The sequence below is a fragment of the Mycoplasma sp. Z386 genome (assembly GCF_054343375.1).
This window is the reverse complement of sequence record NZ_JBTGVC010000011.1, coordinates 1-17,769: the sequence shown is the minus strand read 5'-3', so window position 1 is coordinate 17,769 and position 17,769 is coordinate 1. Positions and strand designations below refer to the sequence as shown.

The 17,769-nt window shown below is 21.1% G+C and carries 16 protein-coding genes; 5 read left to right on the top strand and 11 right to left on the bottom strand.

Annotated features, from left to right (window positions below; all coding sequences use genetic code 4):
- Window positions 1-48 precede the first annotated feature (48 nt).
- From ACXX85_RS02210 to ACXX85_RS02170, 9 genes are all read right to left on the bottom strand, one after another.
- On the bottom strand, window positions 49-858 hold the full coding sequence (locus ACXX85_RS02210; protein WP_436358402.1) for an ABC transporter permease subunit: 810 nt from the start codon (window positions 856-858) through the stop codon (window positions 49-51).
- Window positions 851-1,804 carry a sugar ABC transporter permease gene (locus ACXX85_RS02205; RefSeq protein ID WP_458560512.1) on the bottom strand — a complete coding sequence of 318 codons (954 nt, stop codon included), beginning with the start codon at window positions 1,802-1,804 and terminating at the stop codon, window positions 851-853. Before ACXX85_RS02205 ends, ACXX85_RS02210 begins: the two co-directional genes overlap by 8 nt.
- Window positions 1,791-2,966, bottom strand: coding sequence for an ATP-binding cassette domain-containing protein (locus ACXX85_RS02200; RefSeq protein WP_436358404.1), 1,176 nt, complete (start codon window positions 2,964-2,966; stop codon window positions 1,791-1,793). Before ACXX85_RS02200 ends, ACXX85_RS02205 begins: the two co-directional genes overlap by 14 nt.
- A gap of 68 nt (window positions 2,967-3,034) precedes the next feature.
- Window positions 3,035-3,403 carry a 50S ribosomal protein L7/L12 gene (gene rplL, locus ACXX85_RS02195; RefSeq protein ID WP_436358405.1) on the bottom strand — a complete coding sequence of 123 codons (369 nt, stop codon included), beginning with the start codon at window positions 3,401-3,403 and terminating at the stop codon, window positions 3,035-3,037.
- Window position 3,404: 1 nt separating this feature from the next.
- The gene (gene rplJ, locus ACXX85_RS02190; RefSeq protein ID WP_436358406.1) at window positions 3,405-3,914 is read right to left on the bottom strand and encodes a 50S ribosomal protein L10; all 510 of its coding nucleotides are present in this window, start codon (window positions 3,912-3,914) and stop codon (window positions 3,405-3,407) included.
- Window positions 3,915-4,057: 143 nt separating this feature from the next.
- Complete coding sequence (locus tag ACXX85_RS02185; RefSeq protein ID WP_458559424.1) at window positions 4,058-5,734, bottom strand: hypothetical protein; 1,677 nt, start codon at window positions 5,732-5,734, stop codon at window positions 4,058-4,060.
- Window positions 5,735-5,859: 125 nt separating this feature from the next.
- Window positions 5,860-6,366 (bottom strand): hypothetical protein, encoded by a 507-nt coding sequence (locus ACXX85_RS02180; RefSeq protein WP_458559425.1) that lies wholly within the window; start codon window positions 6,364-6,366, stop codon window positions 5,860-5,862.
- Window positions 6,338-7,048, bottom strand: a complete 711-nt coding sequence (locus ACXX85_RS02175; RefSeq protein ID WP_458557674.1) for an ABC transporter ATP-binding protein — start codon at window positions 7,046-7,048, stop codon at window positions 6,338-6,340. Before ACXX85_RS02175 ends, ACXX85_RS02180 begins: the two co-directional genes overlap by 29 nt.
- Window positions 7,048-8,847: a hypothetical protein gene (locus ACXX85_RS02170; protein ID WP_458559426.1), complete on the bottom strand. Its 1,800-nt coding sequence runs from the start codon at window positions 8,845-8,847 to the stop codon at window positions 7,048-7,050. Before ACXX85_RS02170 ends, ACXX85_RS02175 begins: the two co-directional genes overlap by 1 nt.
- 253 nt (window positions 8,848-9,100) lie before the next feature.
- On the opposite strand from ACXX85_RS02170, the gene ACXX85_RS02165 reads away from it, so the two are divergent.
- Together ACXX85_RS02165 and ACXX85_RS02160 are read left to right on the top strand one after the other, a co-directional pair.
- On the top strand, window positions 9,101-10,963 hold the full coding sequence (locus tag ACXX85_RS02165; protein WP_458559427.1) for an aromatic motif membrane protein: 1,863 nt from the start codon (window positions 9,101-9,103) through the stop codon (window positions 10,961-10,963).
- On the top strand, window positions 10,953-11,873 hold the full coding sequence (locus ACXX85_RS02160; protein WP_458560511.1) for an aromatic motif membrane protein: 921 nt from the start codon (window positions 10,953-10,955) through the stop codon (window positions 11,871-11,873). Before ACXX85_RS02165 ends, ACXX85_RS02160 begins: the two co-directional genes overlap by 11 nt.
- A gap of 16 nt (window positions 11,874-11,889) precedes the next feature.
- Here ACXX85_RS02160 and ACXX85_RS02155 read toward each other — a convergent pair whose 3' ends face one another.
- Both ACXX85_RS02155 and ACXX85_RS02150 read right to left on the bottom strand, forming a co-directional pair.
- Window positions 11,890-14,175: a DEAD/DEAH box helicase family protein gene (locus tag ACXX85_RS02155; RefSeq protein ID WP_458560510.1), complete on the bottom strand. Its 2,286-nt coding sequence runs from the start codon at window positions 14,173-14,175 to the stop codon at window positions 11,890-11,892.
- Window positions 14,176-14,177: 2 nt separating this feature from the next.
- A complete protein-coding gene (locus tag ACXX85_RS02150) occupies window positions 14,178-15,938 on the bottom strand; it encodes a site-specific DNA-methyltransferase (protein ID WP_436358415.1) in 1,761 nt (586 codons plus the stop codon).
- A 129-nt stretch (window positions 15,939-16,067) separates the two neighbouring features.
- Here ACXX85_RS02150 and ACXX85_RS02145 point away from each other — a divergent pair, with 129 nt between their 5' ends.
- The 3 genes from ACXX85_RS02145 to ACXX85_RS02135 all read left to right on the top strand — a co-directional run.
- Window positions 16,068-16,400: a hypothetical protein gene (locus tag ACXX85_RS02145; protein WP_458560509.1), complete on the top strand. Its 333-nt coding sequence runs from the start codon at window positions 16,068-16,070 to the stop codon at window positions 16,398-16,400.
- Complete coding sequence (locus ACXX85_RS02140; protein ID WP_458560508.1) at window positions 16,310-16,690, top strand: hypothetical protein; 381 nt, start codon at window positions 16,310-16,312, stop codon at window positions 16,688-16,690. Before ACXX85_RS02145 ends, ACXX85_RS02140 begins: the two co-directional genes overlap by 91 nt.
- 382 nt (window positions 16,691-17,072) lie before the next feature.
- On the top strand, window positions 17,073-17,769 hold a 697-nt coding region (locus tag ACXX85_RS02135; RefSeq protein ID WP_458560507.1), incomplete at its 3' end, for a hypothetical protein.

The following is a 17,769-nucleotide window of genomic DNA, read 5'->3' as shown; positions in this document are numbered from 1 at the left end:
TTATAGTATTTTAATTTTAATACTTTTTTAAAATAAAAGGTGAAAAAATTAAAATTTGATAATTTTTTGGGAAAAAGTAAAATAAATTCCTAAAGGCAATAATATAACAACCAAAGAACCGGCTGCTTGAATATTTAAAAAATATCCCCCTGAAGGAGTTTCACCTATTTGTCTAAATCAAATACCAACAGTTTTAGAGTCTGTGCTAGATAATAAAAAATTTGGTCATAGATAATCATTTCACGATGAAATAAAACTAAAAATAATTAATAATATATAATAATTTCTCATTTCTTTTCAATAAACTAAATAGATTTTTTGAAATATATTTAAATTATCTAATTTAATAACTTTTCAATATTGATTTTTTGTTTTTTCAAAATTAATTAATAGATTATAAATAAAAAAATAAGAAAATATAGAATTAGAAACAATTGAAAAAACTGATAAATTATTTATTATATGAAAATTGGATAATATTTCTCTTAATGAAAGATAAATAGAAAATTCTGGAATAAAAGAAAAAAACATAATAAAAAGTAAAATTGCTTTTTTTATTTTTTGATTAATTTTAGATAAACCAACTATAAATAATGTATAAAAAACCACTCTTAAACATATAAGCAGTAAAGAACTTGACATTGATAAAAAAACTGCTTTTCAAAATATTGAATTTTTGAAAAAATTAAAATTCGATCATTCAAACTCTTTTAAAATTAATGAATAATTATTATTAGAAGTGGAATAATTACTTTTTAATGAAGTGATTAATAATATATATAAAGGAAATAAAATTAATAATAAAATAAATAACAAGATTAAAATTTTAATAATTTCTTTGGTAATTTTTTTAATCATATTTTTCTCCTTTTTTGATTTTTATAAAGAAAAAACGCACTAAAAAGAAAAATATGTAAGTGATTAAAAATAAAAATAATAAATAAAATAGAGATAAAATACTTGCAGCATATGCCTTATTAATGTCTATTTCCAAAGTTCCATTTATTGGTTGAATTAAGCTCAAAACATAACTAGATAATGTATGAGCTTGTAGTTCTTCTATTTTATCTTCTTCCATAATTGCTCCTGGATATAAAAGAGCAGAAAAAACTAAATTTGTATATATAATAATTAATAAGTGTTTTTGAAATTCTTTGAAATATAAATATTTCATTTTATCTCAAAAATTTAAATTATCTAAAATCATAACTTTATAATATTTTTTATTTATTGAAATAAAAATAAAAGTAAATATAACTATATTAAAGGAAAGTGATCTTCAAACTTGAAAAATGAAAAGATATAATTTTATATTTAATTTATTATTTCCGTGAGTAAAACTAGCATTGGAATTAAAGATTTTAAAAAATAAGTTCTGTTCTCCAAAAAGCAATAAAAAAGCAATTCCTACAGCAAAATAAGAAATAAAAAATTGCGAATAAATAAGTTTTAAAAATAAATTTTGTGTTTTTTTCATTGAAATTGTACTCAACATATAAGCAATAAAAATAGATAAAAATAAAGATATAAATGTTGGGACAAAAAATAAAAAGGTAGAATTTTCAATGGCAATTTTAAAATTAGAATCGTTTATTACATTATTAAAATTATTGAGTCCATAAATAAATATTGTTTTTTTTGTCGAACTTGGAAAAACAATAAATGATTCATAAGTAGATTTTATAATTGGATAAATATAAAATAGAAACAGCAAAATGAGTAAAGGTAAAATTAATAAAAATATTTTTGTTATTTTTACTGTTTTTTTCTTTATTTTTGTCATTTCTATGTTATTTTTTTTCATTTGAAAACTCCAAAATTTTTTCATTATTAATATCAACTTTAACAAAATCATTTATTTCCAATGACTCATCAATCGAAATAGAAGTTAAAACATTATTTTCACTTGCTACCTTATAAATAATAAAATTTCCAACTATCTGTTTATCGATGATTTTAAATTCTGATTTTTCTTGACTTTTAGTAATTACTACATCTTTTGCTCTTACATAAAAAGAGTTTTGCTCTGTTTTTCTTAATAAATTAAGTTTTGGATAATTAAAAAAATCTGCTACAAAATAATTATTAGGTTTATTTAATATATTTTCTGTTAAGTCAAATTGTTCTATTTTTCCGTTATTTAAAACTAAAATATAATCACTTATTTTGAGTGCATCTGCTTGATCGTGGGTTATTAAAATTATTGATAAATCAAATTCTTGTTTTAATTTAATAACTCATTCTAAAGTTTTTTCTTTAATTTTAATATCTAGAGCTGAAAAAGGTTCATCCAGTAACAAAAGTTTATTGTTTTTAATTAATGCTTTTGCAATTGCTACTCTTTGTTTTTGACCGCCTGAAAGTTTGTTTGCTTCTTGTTTTATTAAAGTGTTAATTTCAAGTTTTTCTGCAATAACTTTTAGATCTTTTTTAAAAGTTTTTTTTATAAAAAATAAAAAATTTCATATTTTTTTTATTTGCTTTTTATCGTATTTTAAAGTTAAAAACAAGAATTTTCATCATAGGGATCAAAATAACCATTTTTCCTTTTTAAAAGAAATATTTTCTGTATATTTCTTTATTTTTTTAGATAATTGGTTTTCAATTTGTTGATTACTATGCTTGAAAAAATTTTCTAAAAATTTAATTCTTTTTTCTTTTTTTCAATTTAATGAATTTTTAGCACTTAAATAAATGTTGTGAAAAACTGATAAATGCTCATATAAAACATTTTCTTGTAAAATATATCCTATTTGTTCTAATTTTAAATTATTTAAAAATTTAATATTTCCACTAAATTGATTTTCTAATTGTGACAGCAAATTTAATAAAGTTGTTTTACCAGCACCAGAAGGTCCTACTATAGAAATGATTTTCTTTTCTGGAATAGATAAAGATTCTATTTGTAAAATGTTTTTATTTTCTTTTTTATAAAGTAAATTTTCTATTTCTATAATATTTTTCATATTTTAATTTTATCAAAAAAATTCCCAAGTTTATGCTCAGGAATTTTTCTTTTTTTAAATTATTGTTATTATCCTAATGAAACTTCAGCACCAGCAGCTTCTAATTTAGCTTTGATGTCTTCTGCTTCAGCAACTTTAACGTTTTCTTTTAGAACTACAGGAATAGAATCTACTAATTTTTTAGCTTCCATTAATCCTAATCCTAAAACTTCTTTAACTACTTTAATAACATTAACTTTTTGTCCACCATCACCTTTTAATGTAATGTTTACTTCTGATTTTGCTTCAGCAGCTTCAGCAGCTGGAGCAGCAGCTACAGCAACAGCAGATGGATCAATTCCGAATTCTTCTTTCATTGCATCTACTAATTCCATAACTTCTTTAATATTCATTTCTTTTAAAGCTTCAATAAAAGCTTCTTTTGTTAATTTTGCCATTTTATTTTTCTCCTTCTGATACTAATTTATTTTCATCGACTAACATTTTTAGTCCAACTGATAATTGTCTTAATGAACCCATCAATGATGAAGCAAGCATTGTAAGAGCTTCTTCGTAACTTGGTAATGAAGCAACTTTTTGAACTTCAGCTGCATCAATAACTTGATTTTCGTAAATTCCACCTTTTAAAACAACTTCTGGGTGTTTTTTGCTAAATTTAGAAATTATTTTTGCTGGTGCAATAGCGTCATCTCCACCAAATGCGAAAACATTTGGACCTACTAAAGTTGACTCTAATTCTGAATAACCTAAATCATTAGATGCAATTTTGAAAAGTCTATTTTTATAAACTTTAATTTTAACACCTGCTGATTTTAATTCTTTTCTTAATTCTTCAAAATCTGAAACATGTAATCCACGATATTCAGCAATAACTAATGAAGAAGAATTTTGAATGTTATTTTTAACTTCAGCAACAATATTTTCTTTTTCTTGTCTAAAAGAATTCATTGAACCTCCTTATTAATGTAATGCAAATTTATAGAGGAAAATATATTCAAATAACAAATTAAGTATTTTCATACAGTTATTATCTCCATATATTGCTTTTAAATTATAGCACAAAATAGTTTTTTGTTAGATTAATTTTAGAACTAAATGTAAACAATTTCTACAGTATAACTATTGTGATTATCTACTTCTCTTGGATTGTATTCAAAAGATATTTGTAATTTTACTTGTTCATTTACTTTTTCTATGGATTTAATGGTTAAATTGGTTATTAACGAATTGGTAGATGTTGTTAAAACAAAATCTTCTTTTTGAAGTTTGCTTTTATCTTTATTTTTAGATTCTTCTTTTAAAGTAGCAAAAATATTTTTTGTTGCTATTTTTTGAACTATTGATTCAAATTTAGTTGTAAATTCCTTTTCATCGTTTCAAATTAAGTCTTCTTTGTTTGAAAGTAAATCAACAAATCCAATTAAATCTTCAAAATTATTTTTGTTGTTTTTCAATCCAAAAAGTGCACTTGTTGAATAGTCGGTTGCAAACCACTTATCAAACGACAATCCCTTTTCTTCATTAGCGTGATGAGTGGTTAATTCTTCAGAAGAAATTTGGGATTCTAAAATATCAAAATTCTGTATTTTTGCCGTATTTAGTGTTCTTTTTACTTTTTGGTCATAATCATAATAAGATATTTCTTTTGCGTTTTTTAGTGCTTTTTGAAGTTCATTAGAAGTTTTATTCACTCCTGGATGTCCTTTATAAAAAATATTATATTGAGAATTCAATTTAGCAATAATAGTCATAACATAATCAAAATCTTCATCATAACCACTACCTAAAATTATTAAACTTGGTTTATTGAATTTAGATTTTAATTCATTAACTTTATCTCTTTCTTTTTCTCAATCAAGACCAGTAATTTTAGATCAAAACGAACTAAATCTTTTATTTTCTTTAGTTCTTGTAGTAAAGATTAAGTCTTTTAAATTATTGTTATTTTCAAAAAATGGTAAGTGATTTTTGAAATTTAAAATTGAATATTTATTAGACACAATCTTGTCAGATCAATAAATTTTTAAGTTGTTCATTTCAGCAGATCTAAAGTACTGAGTTAGTCTATCATAACTTCCTAAATTTGTTCTTCATTCATTTTTTGAAAAATCATAGTATTTAGATTTAAATTCTTCTTGCGAATAAAAATGTTCAATGTGATATTCACCTAACACATTAGAATCCTCAATAGCTTGAAGTTTAACATTTTTAAGGTTTTTAATTTTCTCAAAATAACTTCCTGCTGAAGCAATATGATCTGAATTGAATCAAACATTAACTTTTTTTGTTGGATTTAAATAAGCTTGATAATAAGCTTGCTCAAAAAACTTATTTTCTTCTCCTTTTACTTCAATGACTTTTGAGTCTTCTAAATAAATTTCATCAGCGTTTCTTTCGTTTTGTAAAAATTTTCGCAATTCATTTGTATTTAATTGCTGCTGAATTTCTACATTATTTTTGGAATGATAAAAAATAATTGATTTTTTAGATAACATTGCCATTCTTATTAAGTTATAAAAGGTTTGCACTCCATAAGATGAATAATAAATATTAATATCAGCACTATCTTGTTCATCTAAAATATTGGTATATTTTTCAGTTTCCTTAAATTCAACTCTTGAAAATTCATCATTAGTTATTTTATTTTCAATTCTATGATGATATTTAGTTGCAAAATATGTTACTAAACTTGAGATAGAAATAGCGGATGAAATACCTAAAATACTAAAAATTATTAATTTATTTTTTCTTGATAACTTCTTTTTCATTGCTATTTCATTATATATATATATATGAAATCCAAGAAAATTATTAAAAAATGAATTTTTTCATAAAAAAATAAACAATTTTTAAGTTTTTGAAAAATAAAAACAGGAATTAATTCCTGTTATAACTAGTTTTTAAAATAAATTATTATTTTTAAAGTGCCTTTATCATCATAATGATTTATGTGTTTAACTTGTAAATTAATTTTTCAAGCTAAAGCTTTTACTTTTTCAGTATTTTTACTTTCAAATTTAATTGTTATTTTATTTTCTTGATCTAAAAAATAAGCTGTATTTGAAGTGATAATATAGTTTTGAGTTATTAATTCTTTAAAAATTTCTAAATCATTTTTATTTTCTGCTTTTAAAGTATTAATAAAATCTAATATCTCTTTTATTTTTTGATTTAGATTTTTTATAGAAATATTGAATTTTTCAAAATCTTCACTTTTGTAGTAACTTCAAGAATAAAATTTTTTATAAACAAAATTTTCTCCTTCTTTGAAATTAATTTCTGTTTCTTGTTCTGAAATATTATCTGTTTTTTGATTGCAACTTGCAACAAAAATAATAGGACTTGTAATGATAAATGAAGTTGAAAACAACTTAATTTTCTTTATTAATGACTTTTTCATAAAAAATATCTTCTAAACTTTTTTCTTTTAGTCCATGATAATAAATTTTTCCTTCATGGATTAAAGTAACATAAGTAGTAAATTCATCTATTTCTTTTAAAATATGTGAACTAATAAAAATTGTTTTTCCTTCTTGATTTAATTCTTTTAATATAGAAAATAATTCAAAACGAGCGGAAGGATCTAAATTTGCTGCAGGCTCATCTAAAATGAGTAATTCTGGTTCGTTTATAAGTGCTTGAATTAAAAGGATTTTCTTTTTTTGTCCTGAAGAAAAATCGTAAGGTTTTTTATTTTTCAAATCTTCGATTTTAAATTTTTGCAAAAATAAATCTATTCTCTTTTGTGCTGTATTTTTAGGGATTTTAGACAATTGGGCTAAGTAAAATAAATATTCATAAGTTGTCAATCCTTTTGGAAATAAAGCGTTTTCAGGAACATAACCTATCTTGGATTTAGCTTCTTCTTTGGTATTTATTATATTATCAATTAAGATTTCTCCTGTATATCCACTAAAAGCATCTATAATGCTTTTTATAGTTGTTGTTTTTCCTGCACCGTTTTCCCCTATAAATGCATGAAAACTACCTTTTTCAACGCTAAATGTTATGCTATTAACACCAGAATTGGTTTTATTATAAATTTTTGTTAAATTTTTTATTTCTAAAATATTATTATTCATTATTTATAATCCTTTCTTTTATACACTACATAACTTGAAAAAGCAAGAATAGTTACAACTAAAGATCATATTACTAAATTAATATTTTTATTATAAACAATTCTATTTGTTGCTTTGTATGAATATACTTCATCAACAGGTTGAAATAAGAAATTATTACTTTCTTCTAAACTAAAACGATAAATGATTTTATCATTTTTTATTTGTTGAATAGGACTGTAAGTAGAATATCCACCAATAAAATATTTCTTATTATCAAAAGAAATTTCAAATTTGTCAGGATTATAATATTTTTTGCCATCATTTTCTTTTTCAAGTAAAGTTAAAATAACTTTATTGAATTCAGGATGAAAGTAAGCATAATAAAGTAGTGAAGTGATAAAATAAATTTTCTTTTCAGTTAAATTTTTAATTTTATTTGTGTCAATAATCTCTTTTAATAATTCTGTATTATTATCAATAACTTTTGAAAAATTATCATCGTTAGTGTTATTAATATTACTTGAAAGTATATTTTCGAAGTATTTTAAAAGATCATTTTTATTATAATTTTTAACTTTTATAAAGGTTTTATAGGCATATTTGTCAAAAATAGCAGATTTTAAAACTTCTTCAATTATTTCTCATTTTAGTTTTCCAACTAAATCTTCAGGAACTGCAACTATCTTATCATCTTCAGGAAATGAGACTTCAAAATTGGAAGCATTTTCTCTTGAATAAATTATTTCTCTATTTTTTACATTCTCAAAATGAGAACTATTTTTTAATGCACCAGGAACTAAATAAGAATATTTTGTTTCTAATAAACTATCATCATCTTGTATAGCAACTTTTAATAAGTTGTTATTATTTAATTCTAACTTGTAATTGTATTCTCCAGAATCTAAATTTTTATAATTTAAATAATTTTCTAAATTATTAATTTGACTCTTAGAAACATAAGAAAGAGCATCTTTATCTTTATTATTATAAATATCAAGAAATTGATAAGGTAGTGAAAGTAATGAGTATGCTTGTCATAAAGTTGATGAATTTTTAGATTTTTGCTTTGCTAATTCTAAAAATTCTTTTTCTCTTTGTGAAAAACTTTTATTATCCACATTTTTAGGAATTATGTATAACTCATCTTTATTATTGTTTAAATAAAATTTTTCAACATCAAGCAACTTTCCAGAATCATAATTTGGGTAATTAATATTTAAATATTCTCCAAATTTGTTTTCACTAGAAGTTGAAAATATAGAAATTATACTCCCTAAAGTTGTAAAAGGCATAAAGAATAATAAAGGAAATGCTATTGATATTTTTGATGAAAATCTAGATGAAATTAAAATAGATATCAATCCAAAAAATAGATAAATAAAAAGAGGACTTAAGAAAATTCATAAAAAAGGTATATTTAAACTATTAATGAAATTTAAATTTAAAAACAGAGTTGTAGATAAAATTCAATAAGAAACAAAGGATCATAACATTGATCAAAAAGCAAAGTTTATAAGTTTAGTAAAAACTATTTTATGTCTTGTAATGCTTTTTGAAAAAACAATTATTTCTATTCCTTCGCTTTGTAAATCTTTAAAAATATTTAGTCCTTTTATAGAACCATAAAGACTAGATAAAATCCCATTAATTAAAATATTGATATAAAAAATAATCAAAAAGTTCTCTATACTTTTAGCAAGAGTGAAATTTAAAATTAAAGTTAATATAATCATTAATAAATTAATTACAGGAATAATAATTGTGCTTTTTTTCTTTAAAAGTAATTTATTTATAAATAAAAAGTAATTTTTATTCATATTTCTTTCTACACAACAACTGAATAACTCATAAAATTATACAATTTAATTGATTATTTTCTAAAAAATAGTATAATTTTTTAGTATAAATAATTAAATAATAATAAATAAACACATTAACAACAACTTAGAATAACTATTATTTATACAGCGGATTGAAATTATTCCTTAGGGAATTTTTTTATTGCTTTTTTATAAATAAGTTATAATTATTAATAGTTATTCTAAGTTTATAAGTAGAAAGATAATAAAAATGAAAAATAAAAAAGTAAGATTATTTCTACCTTTTTTAGTTTTATTTTCCCCCTTTTATTCTTTTGTTTCATGTAATGAAGCAAAAACTAATTTTCGCAATGAAGCAAATGCACAAAATAAAAAAAATTTTTATTCTAATCCAGAAATTGATCTTTTATTAAAAGATATTTTTGAAAATAATTTAGAAAAAATAAATAATTACATTCTTGAACAAGAAAACATAAGTGATAAAAAATTAGAAGATTTAAAATTTTCTTTATTTGTTTATAATCCACTTAGATCTAATCAAGCTCAAGGTGGTAATTCTAATGAAGCAGTTGTCAAAATAGGAAAATCCATTTTAGAAGAAAATTTAAACAACAATTGATATTGAATTTTAAAAAATTTGGATTTTTTAGAATTTTTACATTATCCTTACGATGTTAATAGATTTAGTTCTAATTTCTATTCACAAAAAGAAGATGAATATTTTAAAACTGATTCTTTAAATTTTTTAAATTTAAAAGGAAAATCCATTAATTTTTTTATAAAAATACATAAAAAATTAGAAGATCATATTCTAGCATCCAAAGATATTTTTTATATTGTTATTGACAAAAATAAAGTTATAAGATTGCAAAAATTTGTTGATAAAAATAACATATCTAAATTTAGACTAGATAGTCAAATATACGAGATAAATAAAGAAAATACGACAAAAGAAGATATTGAATTGTTTGCAAATAAATTTGAAAATAAACAAGAAGAAATTATCAAAGAAAAAATAAAAAAAGATAAAAAAGATTTTGACGAAGATTTAGAATATGAACTTGAAGATGAAGAAGATGTAACTGAAGAAGAAAAAAACCAAAGAAAGCTTGAAGGTTACAAACAAATTGAAGATAAATATTCTAATTTAAATAACTTAAATATTTCAAATTCTACTACTTTTTTAAATTTAGATTTTTTAGTTTTTAAAGAGCTTGAAAAGGAATTTTCTTTAAAAAAATATTTATTAAAAAATATAAATTCTTCTTTTATTAACAACAAAAAAGAAGATGATGACAATCAAGAGAAAAATGATAAATTTTATATTGATAATGATTTTAAAAAATTCATTAATCCTTCTTTAGATATTATTGATAAAGGAAAAACTATTGAAGAAAAAAATACAGATAATATTTTATCTTTAATTCTAAATATTCAATTTAATAAAGATGAAGATATGATAAATAAATTTATTAAAAATCAACAAGAAAAAGAAAAACAAATAGAAGAAGGATTCAAAAACTTTGCTAAAGAAATAAAAAAATCTTCTTCTTTTGATTTTAAAAAAAATCCTATTTATTTACAATATAAAAATTTCTTGTCTCAAAATTGATATTTTGTTTTAAAAAATTTAACTAAATTTAAAGCTGTATTTAGCAATTGATTTACTCTACCAATAACTAATAAAGTAGATAAAAATGGTAATAAATTATCTCCATCAAAAGAATATTTAGAAAGTTTAGAAGATTTAGATAGCTATAGTGACTCTTACTTTTCTAATAATTTATTAAATGAAATTAAAGAAGGGGATACTACTGCATTAAGTAATTCTTATAAAGATTTATATATCAAAAGAAATAATCAAATTTTCAATATTAAAATAAGTTTAAAAGATAGTGGAACAACACTCGAATTCAACCCTTTTATTTTCTATTTTGCCAATTCTAAAACAGATAATATATCGATAAATGCTATCACAACTATTTTTCATAATGCTATTTATCACGATAGTTTTCAACATTATCAAGCTTTTGAAAATGATTTAATTAAAAAGTTTAGATATGGACAACCTGCAGAAATGTTAATTATATGAAAGGATCTAAATGAAAATTAAAAAAATATTTCCTTTTTTAACCGTTTTTCCTTTATTTTTGTCTTCTTGTAATTTAAATAATAATAGTCAACAAAATCAAATTAATCAGCTAAAAATACAGGAAAACGAAAAAGAAGATAAAGAATGAAATGAATTTATAAATTCTGACTTTATTACAAATATTCTAAATGTTACATTCGATTCTGAAGATAAAAAGAATCAATTTATAAAGGAACAAAAAGAATTAGATATTAAAACAACATTTTTAGATATTAAAAATTGATTATACTATTATACAACTATTCAAAATAATACTGATGATGGTTTTATTTCAAAAAAAGCATTGCCTTATAGTCAATCTCTTGCTAAAATAAAAGAATTAACTAGTAAAAATTGGTTGTTTTTCCTATTTAATCTAAATAAAATAGTTTTTATTCAACTAGCTGATACAACAAATTTGTTTGCTGGTACTAAAGAAGAGCAAACAGAAAAATCTAGAGAAAACTTACTAACTAATCCTTTATTTTATATATCAAAAGATAATAAAATTTTAGACTTTGCTATTTTAAAAACTCAAGATAACTTAAATTTAACAAAAGAAGAGTTAGAAGAAGAAGCCGAAGATTATCAGCAAGATTTCAAATTTTATTTTGTAAACTATGATGGATTACTTTTTGAAATGGAATTAACCAAAGAATTTGATGAAAACAAAAATAACACATCTAACAAAATGAATTTTATTTTATGAGCAGATAAAATTAAAAAATGAAATGTGAAAAATAATAAATCTAATTTTGATATTCAAAAATATGTAAAAGAAAAAGAATCAAGAGGTTTAAACTCCAATTCTTCAGCAATTTCTCTAGAAATTTTTCTAGATAATTTAGGCGGAAAACCCATAAGATACACATTTGCTGATTTAAAATTATAAAAAATAGATAGCAAAACTATCTATTTTTTTCTATCATTTTTTCAATTTCAATTCAAGATTCATCATTAATATTACTAGAATAAATAGTATTATTAATAAAAAGTTTGAAATCGTTTTTATAATGTTTTTCCTTTATGAAAGCAAAATTATATTTATTTTTTAAACAATATCTTTTTAATTGATTAAACATTGCTTTTGTATCTTCTTCTTTATTAAAATTATCTTTTTCTATTTTTATTAAGTAAATATTTTGGTTTTGAGTTCTGATTATATAATCAATATGTAAAAATTTTTTCTTATGAAGTGAATTATAATAAATTATTGAAAAATTAGAATAACCTTTATTTCCTACTCTATAAACATCTTTTATAAAATTTTGATTATTTTCACACCAAATTTCAAAATTCATTTCTGCTCTTGAACGCAGTTTTTCACTATCAATCATAGCTAATGAATAATTTTTATAAACATTTGTTGTTAATATTTTATTTTCTTTTTCATAGTTTATAAATGAATAATATTCTTCTTTAGGGATTTTGAATTCCACTTCTTTAACTTCTAAAAGGGAATTTTGTAATATTTTAGTTTCTTCAAATCTTTTGAATATTTCCAGTAATTTCTCAAAATTATTAATTATAAATGAATAGAATTCTTTATTATTTAAAGATAATATTTTTTTATCTTTTTTGCTTTTTAACCTAAATAATGAAGATTTTTTAAATAACTTATGCAAAATAGTTTCTTTTAAATCTTCATAGGAAAGATTAAGAGGGTTTTTTAATTGATCTATACTTTTCATTAAAATTCTTCCATGATTACTTGTGCTTACATCTACTTCATTAGTATGTTCACTAACATTTTCAAAAGGATTTTCCTGTAAATTATTAATCTTTCCTTGTAGAAAACTTGTAATTATTTTTTCATTTATTATAAAACCATTTTGTTTTAAAATTTCTTTATTTTTTTCAAATTCATTGATTTTAAGGTTATATTTTATTAAGAAATACTCTCTGATTTCTTCTAATAATGTTTTATTTTCATTGTAAGCATAATTTTTGTTTGGAATTTGTTTTAATAATGTAATATCCTTTGCACCTTCTCTTAAAAATAATTTTTCAGCTTCAAATCCACCTAATAAAATAGCTTCATTCTTAAACTTTTCATCATATGTAAATAAATAGGAATAATCTAATATTTCATTATTATAATGATGGACTTCTGGCATTCTTCTAATTCGTCCAAGTGTTTGAATTTCAAATTTTTCACTCATATTATCACGCAATTTAACTAAAATTTTTGCCCTTGGACAGTCTCAACCTGTTGCTATTGCTTGCTTGAATAATAAAAAAGAAACTTCATTATTATTTTTAACTATTTCATCAGGAACTAAATTGATTTTACTAAGTTTTTTTATTTTCTTAGTTCCTTCGGTTTCTAAATCTCTTTCTGAAAATCAAGAAGCTACTTTTCCATTTTCATAATTAAAACCTAAGTTATTTAAAATTTCTTCTACTTGTGAAATTAAATTATCATTTAAATTAGGAAATTGTATTAACACTAATGGATTAATGTCAAGATTTATTTTTTGATATTCTGTAATTATATTTTTTCTTATTTGATTTGAATTTTCAATTAAATATTTTGTTTCAAAAGATATATTATTGCCTTTATTTTTTTCAAGATCTTTATTTATAAAAATTCCTTTTGTTATTAATCCTTCTTCAATAACATCACTTTCACTAATAATTATTTCTTGATAATTATTTGATTTTTTTATAGGCGTTGCTGAAACTCTAATTTCACTTTTTGGAGAAATTGATTCAATAATAAAATTAGCTTTTATTGTGTTATTATTGTGCTCTTCATCTATAATAACTATAAAATTATAGTTTTTCAACTTAGCTTCGTTTATTCTATCAAAAAAATTATTTTTTTCTGTTTGTGCAATAGCAATATTCGTTTTATTTGTAATTTTTTCTCAATTTATAAAATATATTCCTTTATTTTCAAAACCATTTAGTAACACATCATCCAAATCTCCAGAAATCATTGCTGGAAAACTTTTTCTCATTTTATTAAAAGATTGCACTTCCAATTCCCCTTTTCCAGGTGTTAATCAAATGAAAATATAATTATCAGTATTTGAAATAAACTGATTAATATATTCAAATAAAATTATTGTTTTACCTGAACCGGTAGGTGCTTGTAAAATAATTTTATTTATTGCGCTGTCATCGATGGTTGAAAATGTTTTTTCAAATATTTTTTGAGCAGCTTTTACTTGAAATTCTTTTAGTTTCATAATTAATAACCTCTTATCTTTTTAAGTTCTTTAAAGTAATATTTGTAAGGGATTTTGAAAAGCGATATTTCTTTTTTTTCAATTTCTTTTTGTTGTTCTAAGTTTAACTCTACTTCTGTATTTATAAACAATTTTCCTTTATTTTTGATTATTTTTAAAGCAGTTTCTATTTCTTCTTCATTATTTATAAAATAAATTTTTTCATTGTTAATTTCATTTAAATACTCTAGTTCTGCAAGCAATTTAGAACTATTGATTAATATTTCTTCTATTTCAAAATCTTCTTTTTCTGCTTGTGCAAAATTTATAGTTTTAACTTCTAAATACTTTAAATTAAACTCTGAACCATTTGAATATTTTTCGCCATTATCTTTGAATCCTGTTATAACAGTTTTTATTCTTGAAAAAGTTATATTTCTAGATATGTTATTTTCATTATTTGTGCACAAAATAAATTGTCTTTTGCCATTATCCTCTTTATTTAATTCCATTACTGCTTGTGCAGTAGTTCCACTACCGGCAAAAAAATCTAAAACTATTGAATTTTTATTAAAAAATCTTAATATATATTTTATTAAACTAACAGGTTTTGGATTATTAAAGTTTTTATTAATCAATATTTTATTTATTTCTTTTATACCTTCTTTAGTATTTTCAATTACCGATTTCGCTACTTCCATTTCAGAATCTGATAAAAACCTTTTGAAACGTGGTGTTTTAGTTTCATCATCATAAAAATAAATTCGATTATTTTTTAAATGTTCTTCCATAGTTTTTAAGCTATATCTTCATCCTGTTTTTGGATTTTTACATTCTTTTTTTGTAATTGGATGAAGAATTTTATAATTATTTTTTTCGCTAAAAACAGGAGAAGAAGTATTATCTAAAGCAAAAACTTTAAAATTTCAATCTGTCTTTGTTAAATATTCTTTTTCAACTTTATTATAGTTTGAAATTCCTTTTAATTGGGGATTCTCTTTATAAAAAGATTTTAATAGTTGTTCTACTTCCGAAATTTCTAAATTTTCTTCTTTAGCATATTGAAGTAAATTTTGCACTTCTAAAAATCCTGGTTTAGTTATTTTAAAGAAATTTTTTCTTTCTAAAATTTCTCTATTTTTACTATAACACAAAATGTATTCATGATTAGTTGATGTTGTTTTAGAATTGTTTTTTGTTGAATTTTTAATTCAAATAAAATTTTCTATAAAATTAAATTCTCCAAAAATTTGGTCGCATAAAATTTTCAAATGAGCAAACTCATTTTCATCTATGCTAATTAAAATAACTCCATTATCTGCTAATAATTCGCGAGCTAATTTCAATCTCTTATTCATAAAAGATAATCATTTAGAATGCGGGAATTTATCATTTGCATCAACATAATTATCGTTATAAATAAAATCTTTATTTTTAGTGTTATAAGGTGGATCAATATAAATGACTTCGATTTTATTTTTATGAGTTTTCAAAAGTAAATTTAAGGTCAATAAGTTTTCACCTTCTATTAAAAAATTTAATGACTTTTCTTTAGAATTAATTATCTTATTTGCTTTATTTTCCTGCAAAAAAAGAATATTCGACTTTAAAACATTATCTACTTTTTCTTTTTGCTCTTCTCAAATTAAGCCGAATCTTTTTTGACTTACTTCTTTTAATAATAAATTCAGTTGAATTAATCTTTTTTCATCTCTAGTTTCGCTTTTTATTTCTTTTATTAATTCTACAAATTCTTCTTGTTTTGTTTTTGAATAATTACTCATTTTTACTTCCTTTTATTTTCTTTATTATAAATTAAATTTTACTATAAGTATTATTTTATTTATTTTAAAATCTAATAAAATAAAGGAGTATAATTAAAATATAACAATATTATTAAATAGGGAGAAACTATGTTTATACCAACACAAATAATAGATTTAATAAATAAAAATGGACCAGACTTACCGCTAATTTATATTAAAAAAGTTTTAAATGATTATAAATTTTATCAATATAAAGATGAAATAGAATTTTGAGAATGAAATTCTCTAAAAAGAGATTTATCCGATTATTTATCAGATATGATATTAAAAGCAGATTATAACAGAGAAAAAGTTGCTATCTTTTTTTCAACTTCATCTGATAATATAGGTTGATTTTCAGAATCAGTAATCCCGGAGATCCTATATGAGATAAAACTAAAATTTTTTCAGGAATTCTTAGTGGAGTTTTTGAAGGAATAAGTCAAATAATAGAAGCATCTAATTTTATAGATGAAAGAACAAGAGAAAAAGTATATGAAATTTCTTTTTTAATCTCAACTAATGGTGATTTAGACAAAATTAAAAACGATTTAAGTGACTTATTAAATATAATTGATAGTTTGCCTTTCTATCACAGAACAGGACCAAATGGACCAATAATGTATAATAAGATTAAAAATATGATCAATTCAATTAACTCAATAAAAGAAACTGCAATTAAAAGATATATAAACAAAATAAATGGAACAGAAAGAAAATTCATTGAATAATGAAAATCTATTTTGATAAAAAGAATGGTTATTTATTTTATACAGAAATAATTAATGAAAATAACAGTTTTTTAAAAGTTATAGCCAAATTTTTGATTTACCTTTATTTAATTATTTTTACCTTAATTTCTTTTTTTTATATTGATTTTATTTACAATAATTTGTTTTTTGGAATTGTCTATAACTTAATTTTTTTATTCAGTTATTTTAGTGGAATTATTTTATTTTTATTTTTCATTTTAGGTTTTTTAAGAACTTTAAACATTATTATTATCAAATTAATGCTTAAAAGAAATAAAAAATTTAGTAATTTTAAAATATTTATTTTAACTAAATATTACTTTTTTTTACATTTTAAATTTAAAAATGGGAGACAACTTTTATGAACAAAACAAAATACTTTATAAAAAGAGAAATAGAAAAAATAAGTGCAATTACTTCCTTTAAATATCTTATTATTAAAATCTTATTTTCTTTTCTAATTACAAGTTATTGTATTTTAATATCTTCTGCCTTATCACTAAATTTTTCTTTCATTTATGACAAAATTTCAAAATACTATCAAAACCAAGAAACAATTGAAAAAATTTTATTTTACTTAAAAATTTTATTTATTATTTTTTCCGTTTATTTTTCATTAAAACTAGTTAAGAATATTTCGGAATATTATTTACTATATTATTATAACAACTATTTTGTTATGAATTATTGTATGATATTTTTAATAATTATAAATATTTCTAAACTTAATTTTTTTAAAAGTTTTAAATTGATTCAAATTTATTTTAATTTTCAAAAAATTTCATTTATAATTGAAAAACTAAAAAATAAAAATTTAGTTATTATCAATGATCTAGCAGAATATATACTAACAAATGACTACTCCTTAATTAACAAAATAAGTTTAATATCCACAGTCCCTATTAATGAATTAAAATTAGAACAAAATTTTAATAAAATTCTATATAAAGATAATGAAACAATTCGAGGAATAATAAATAAAGTCAATATTGAAATTATCTTTAATAATGATACTATTAAAGAATTTCAAACAAAAAGTAATGGTTTTATAATTTCAA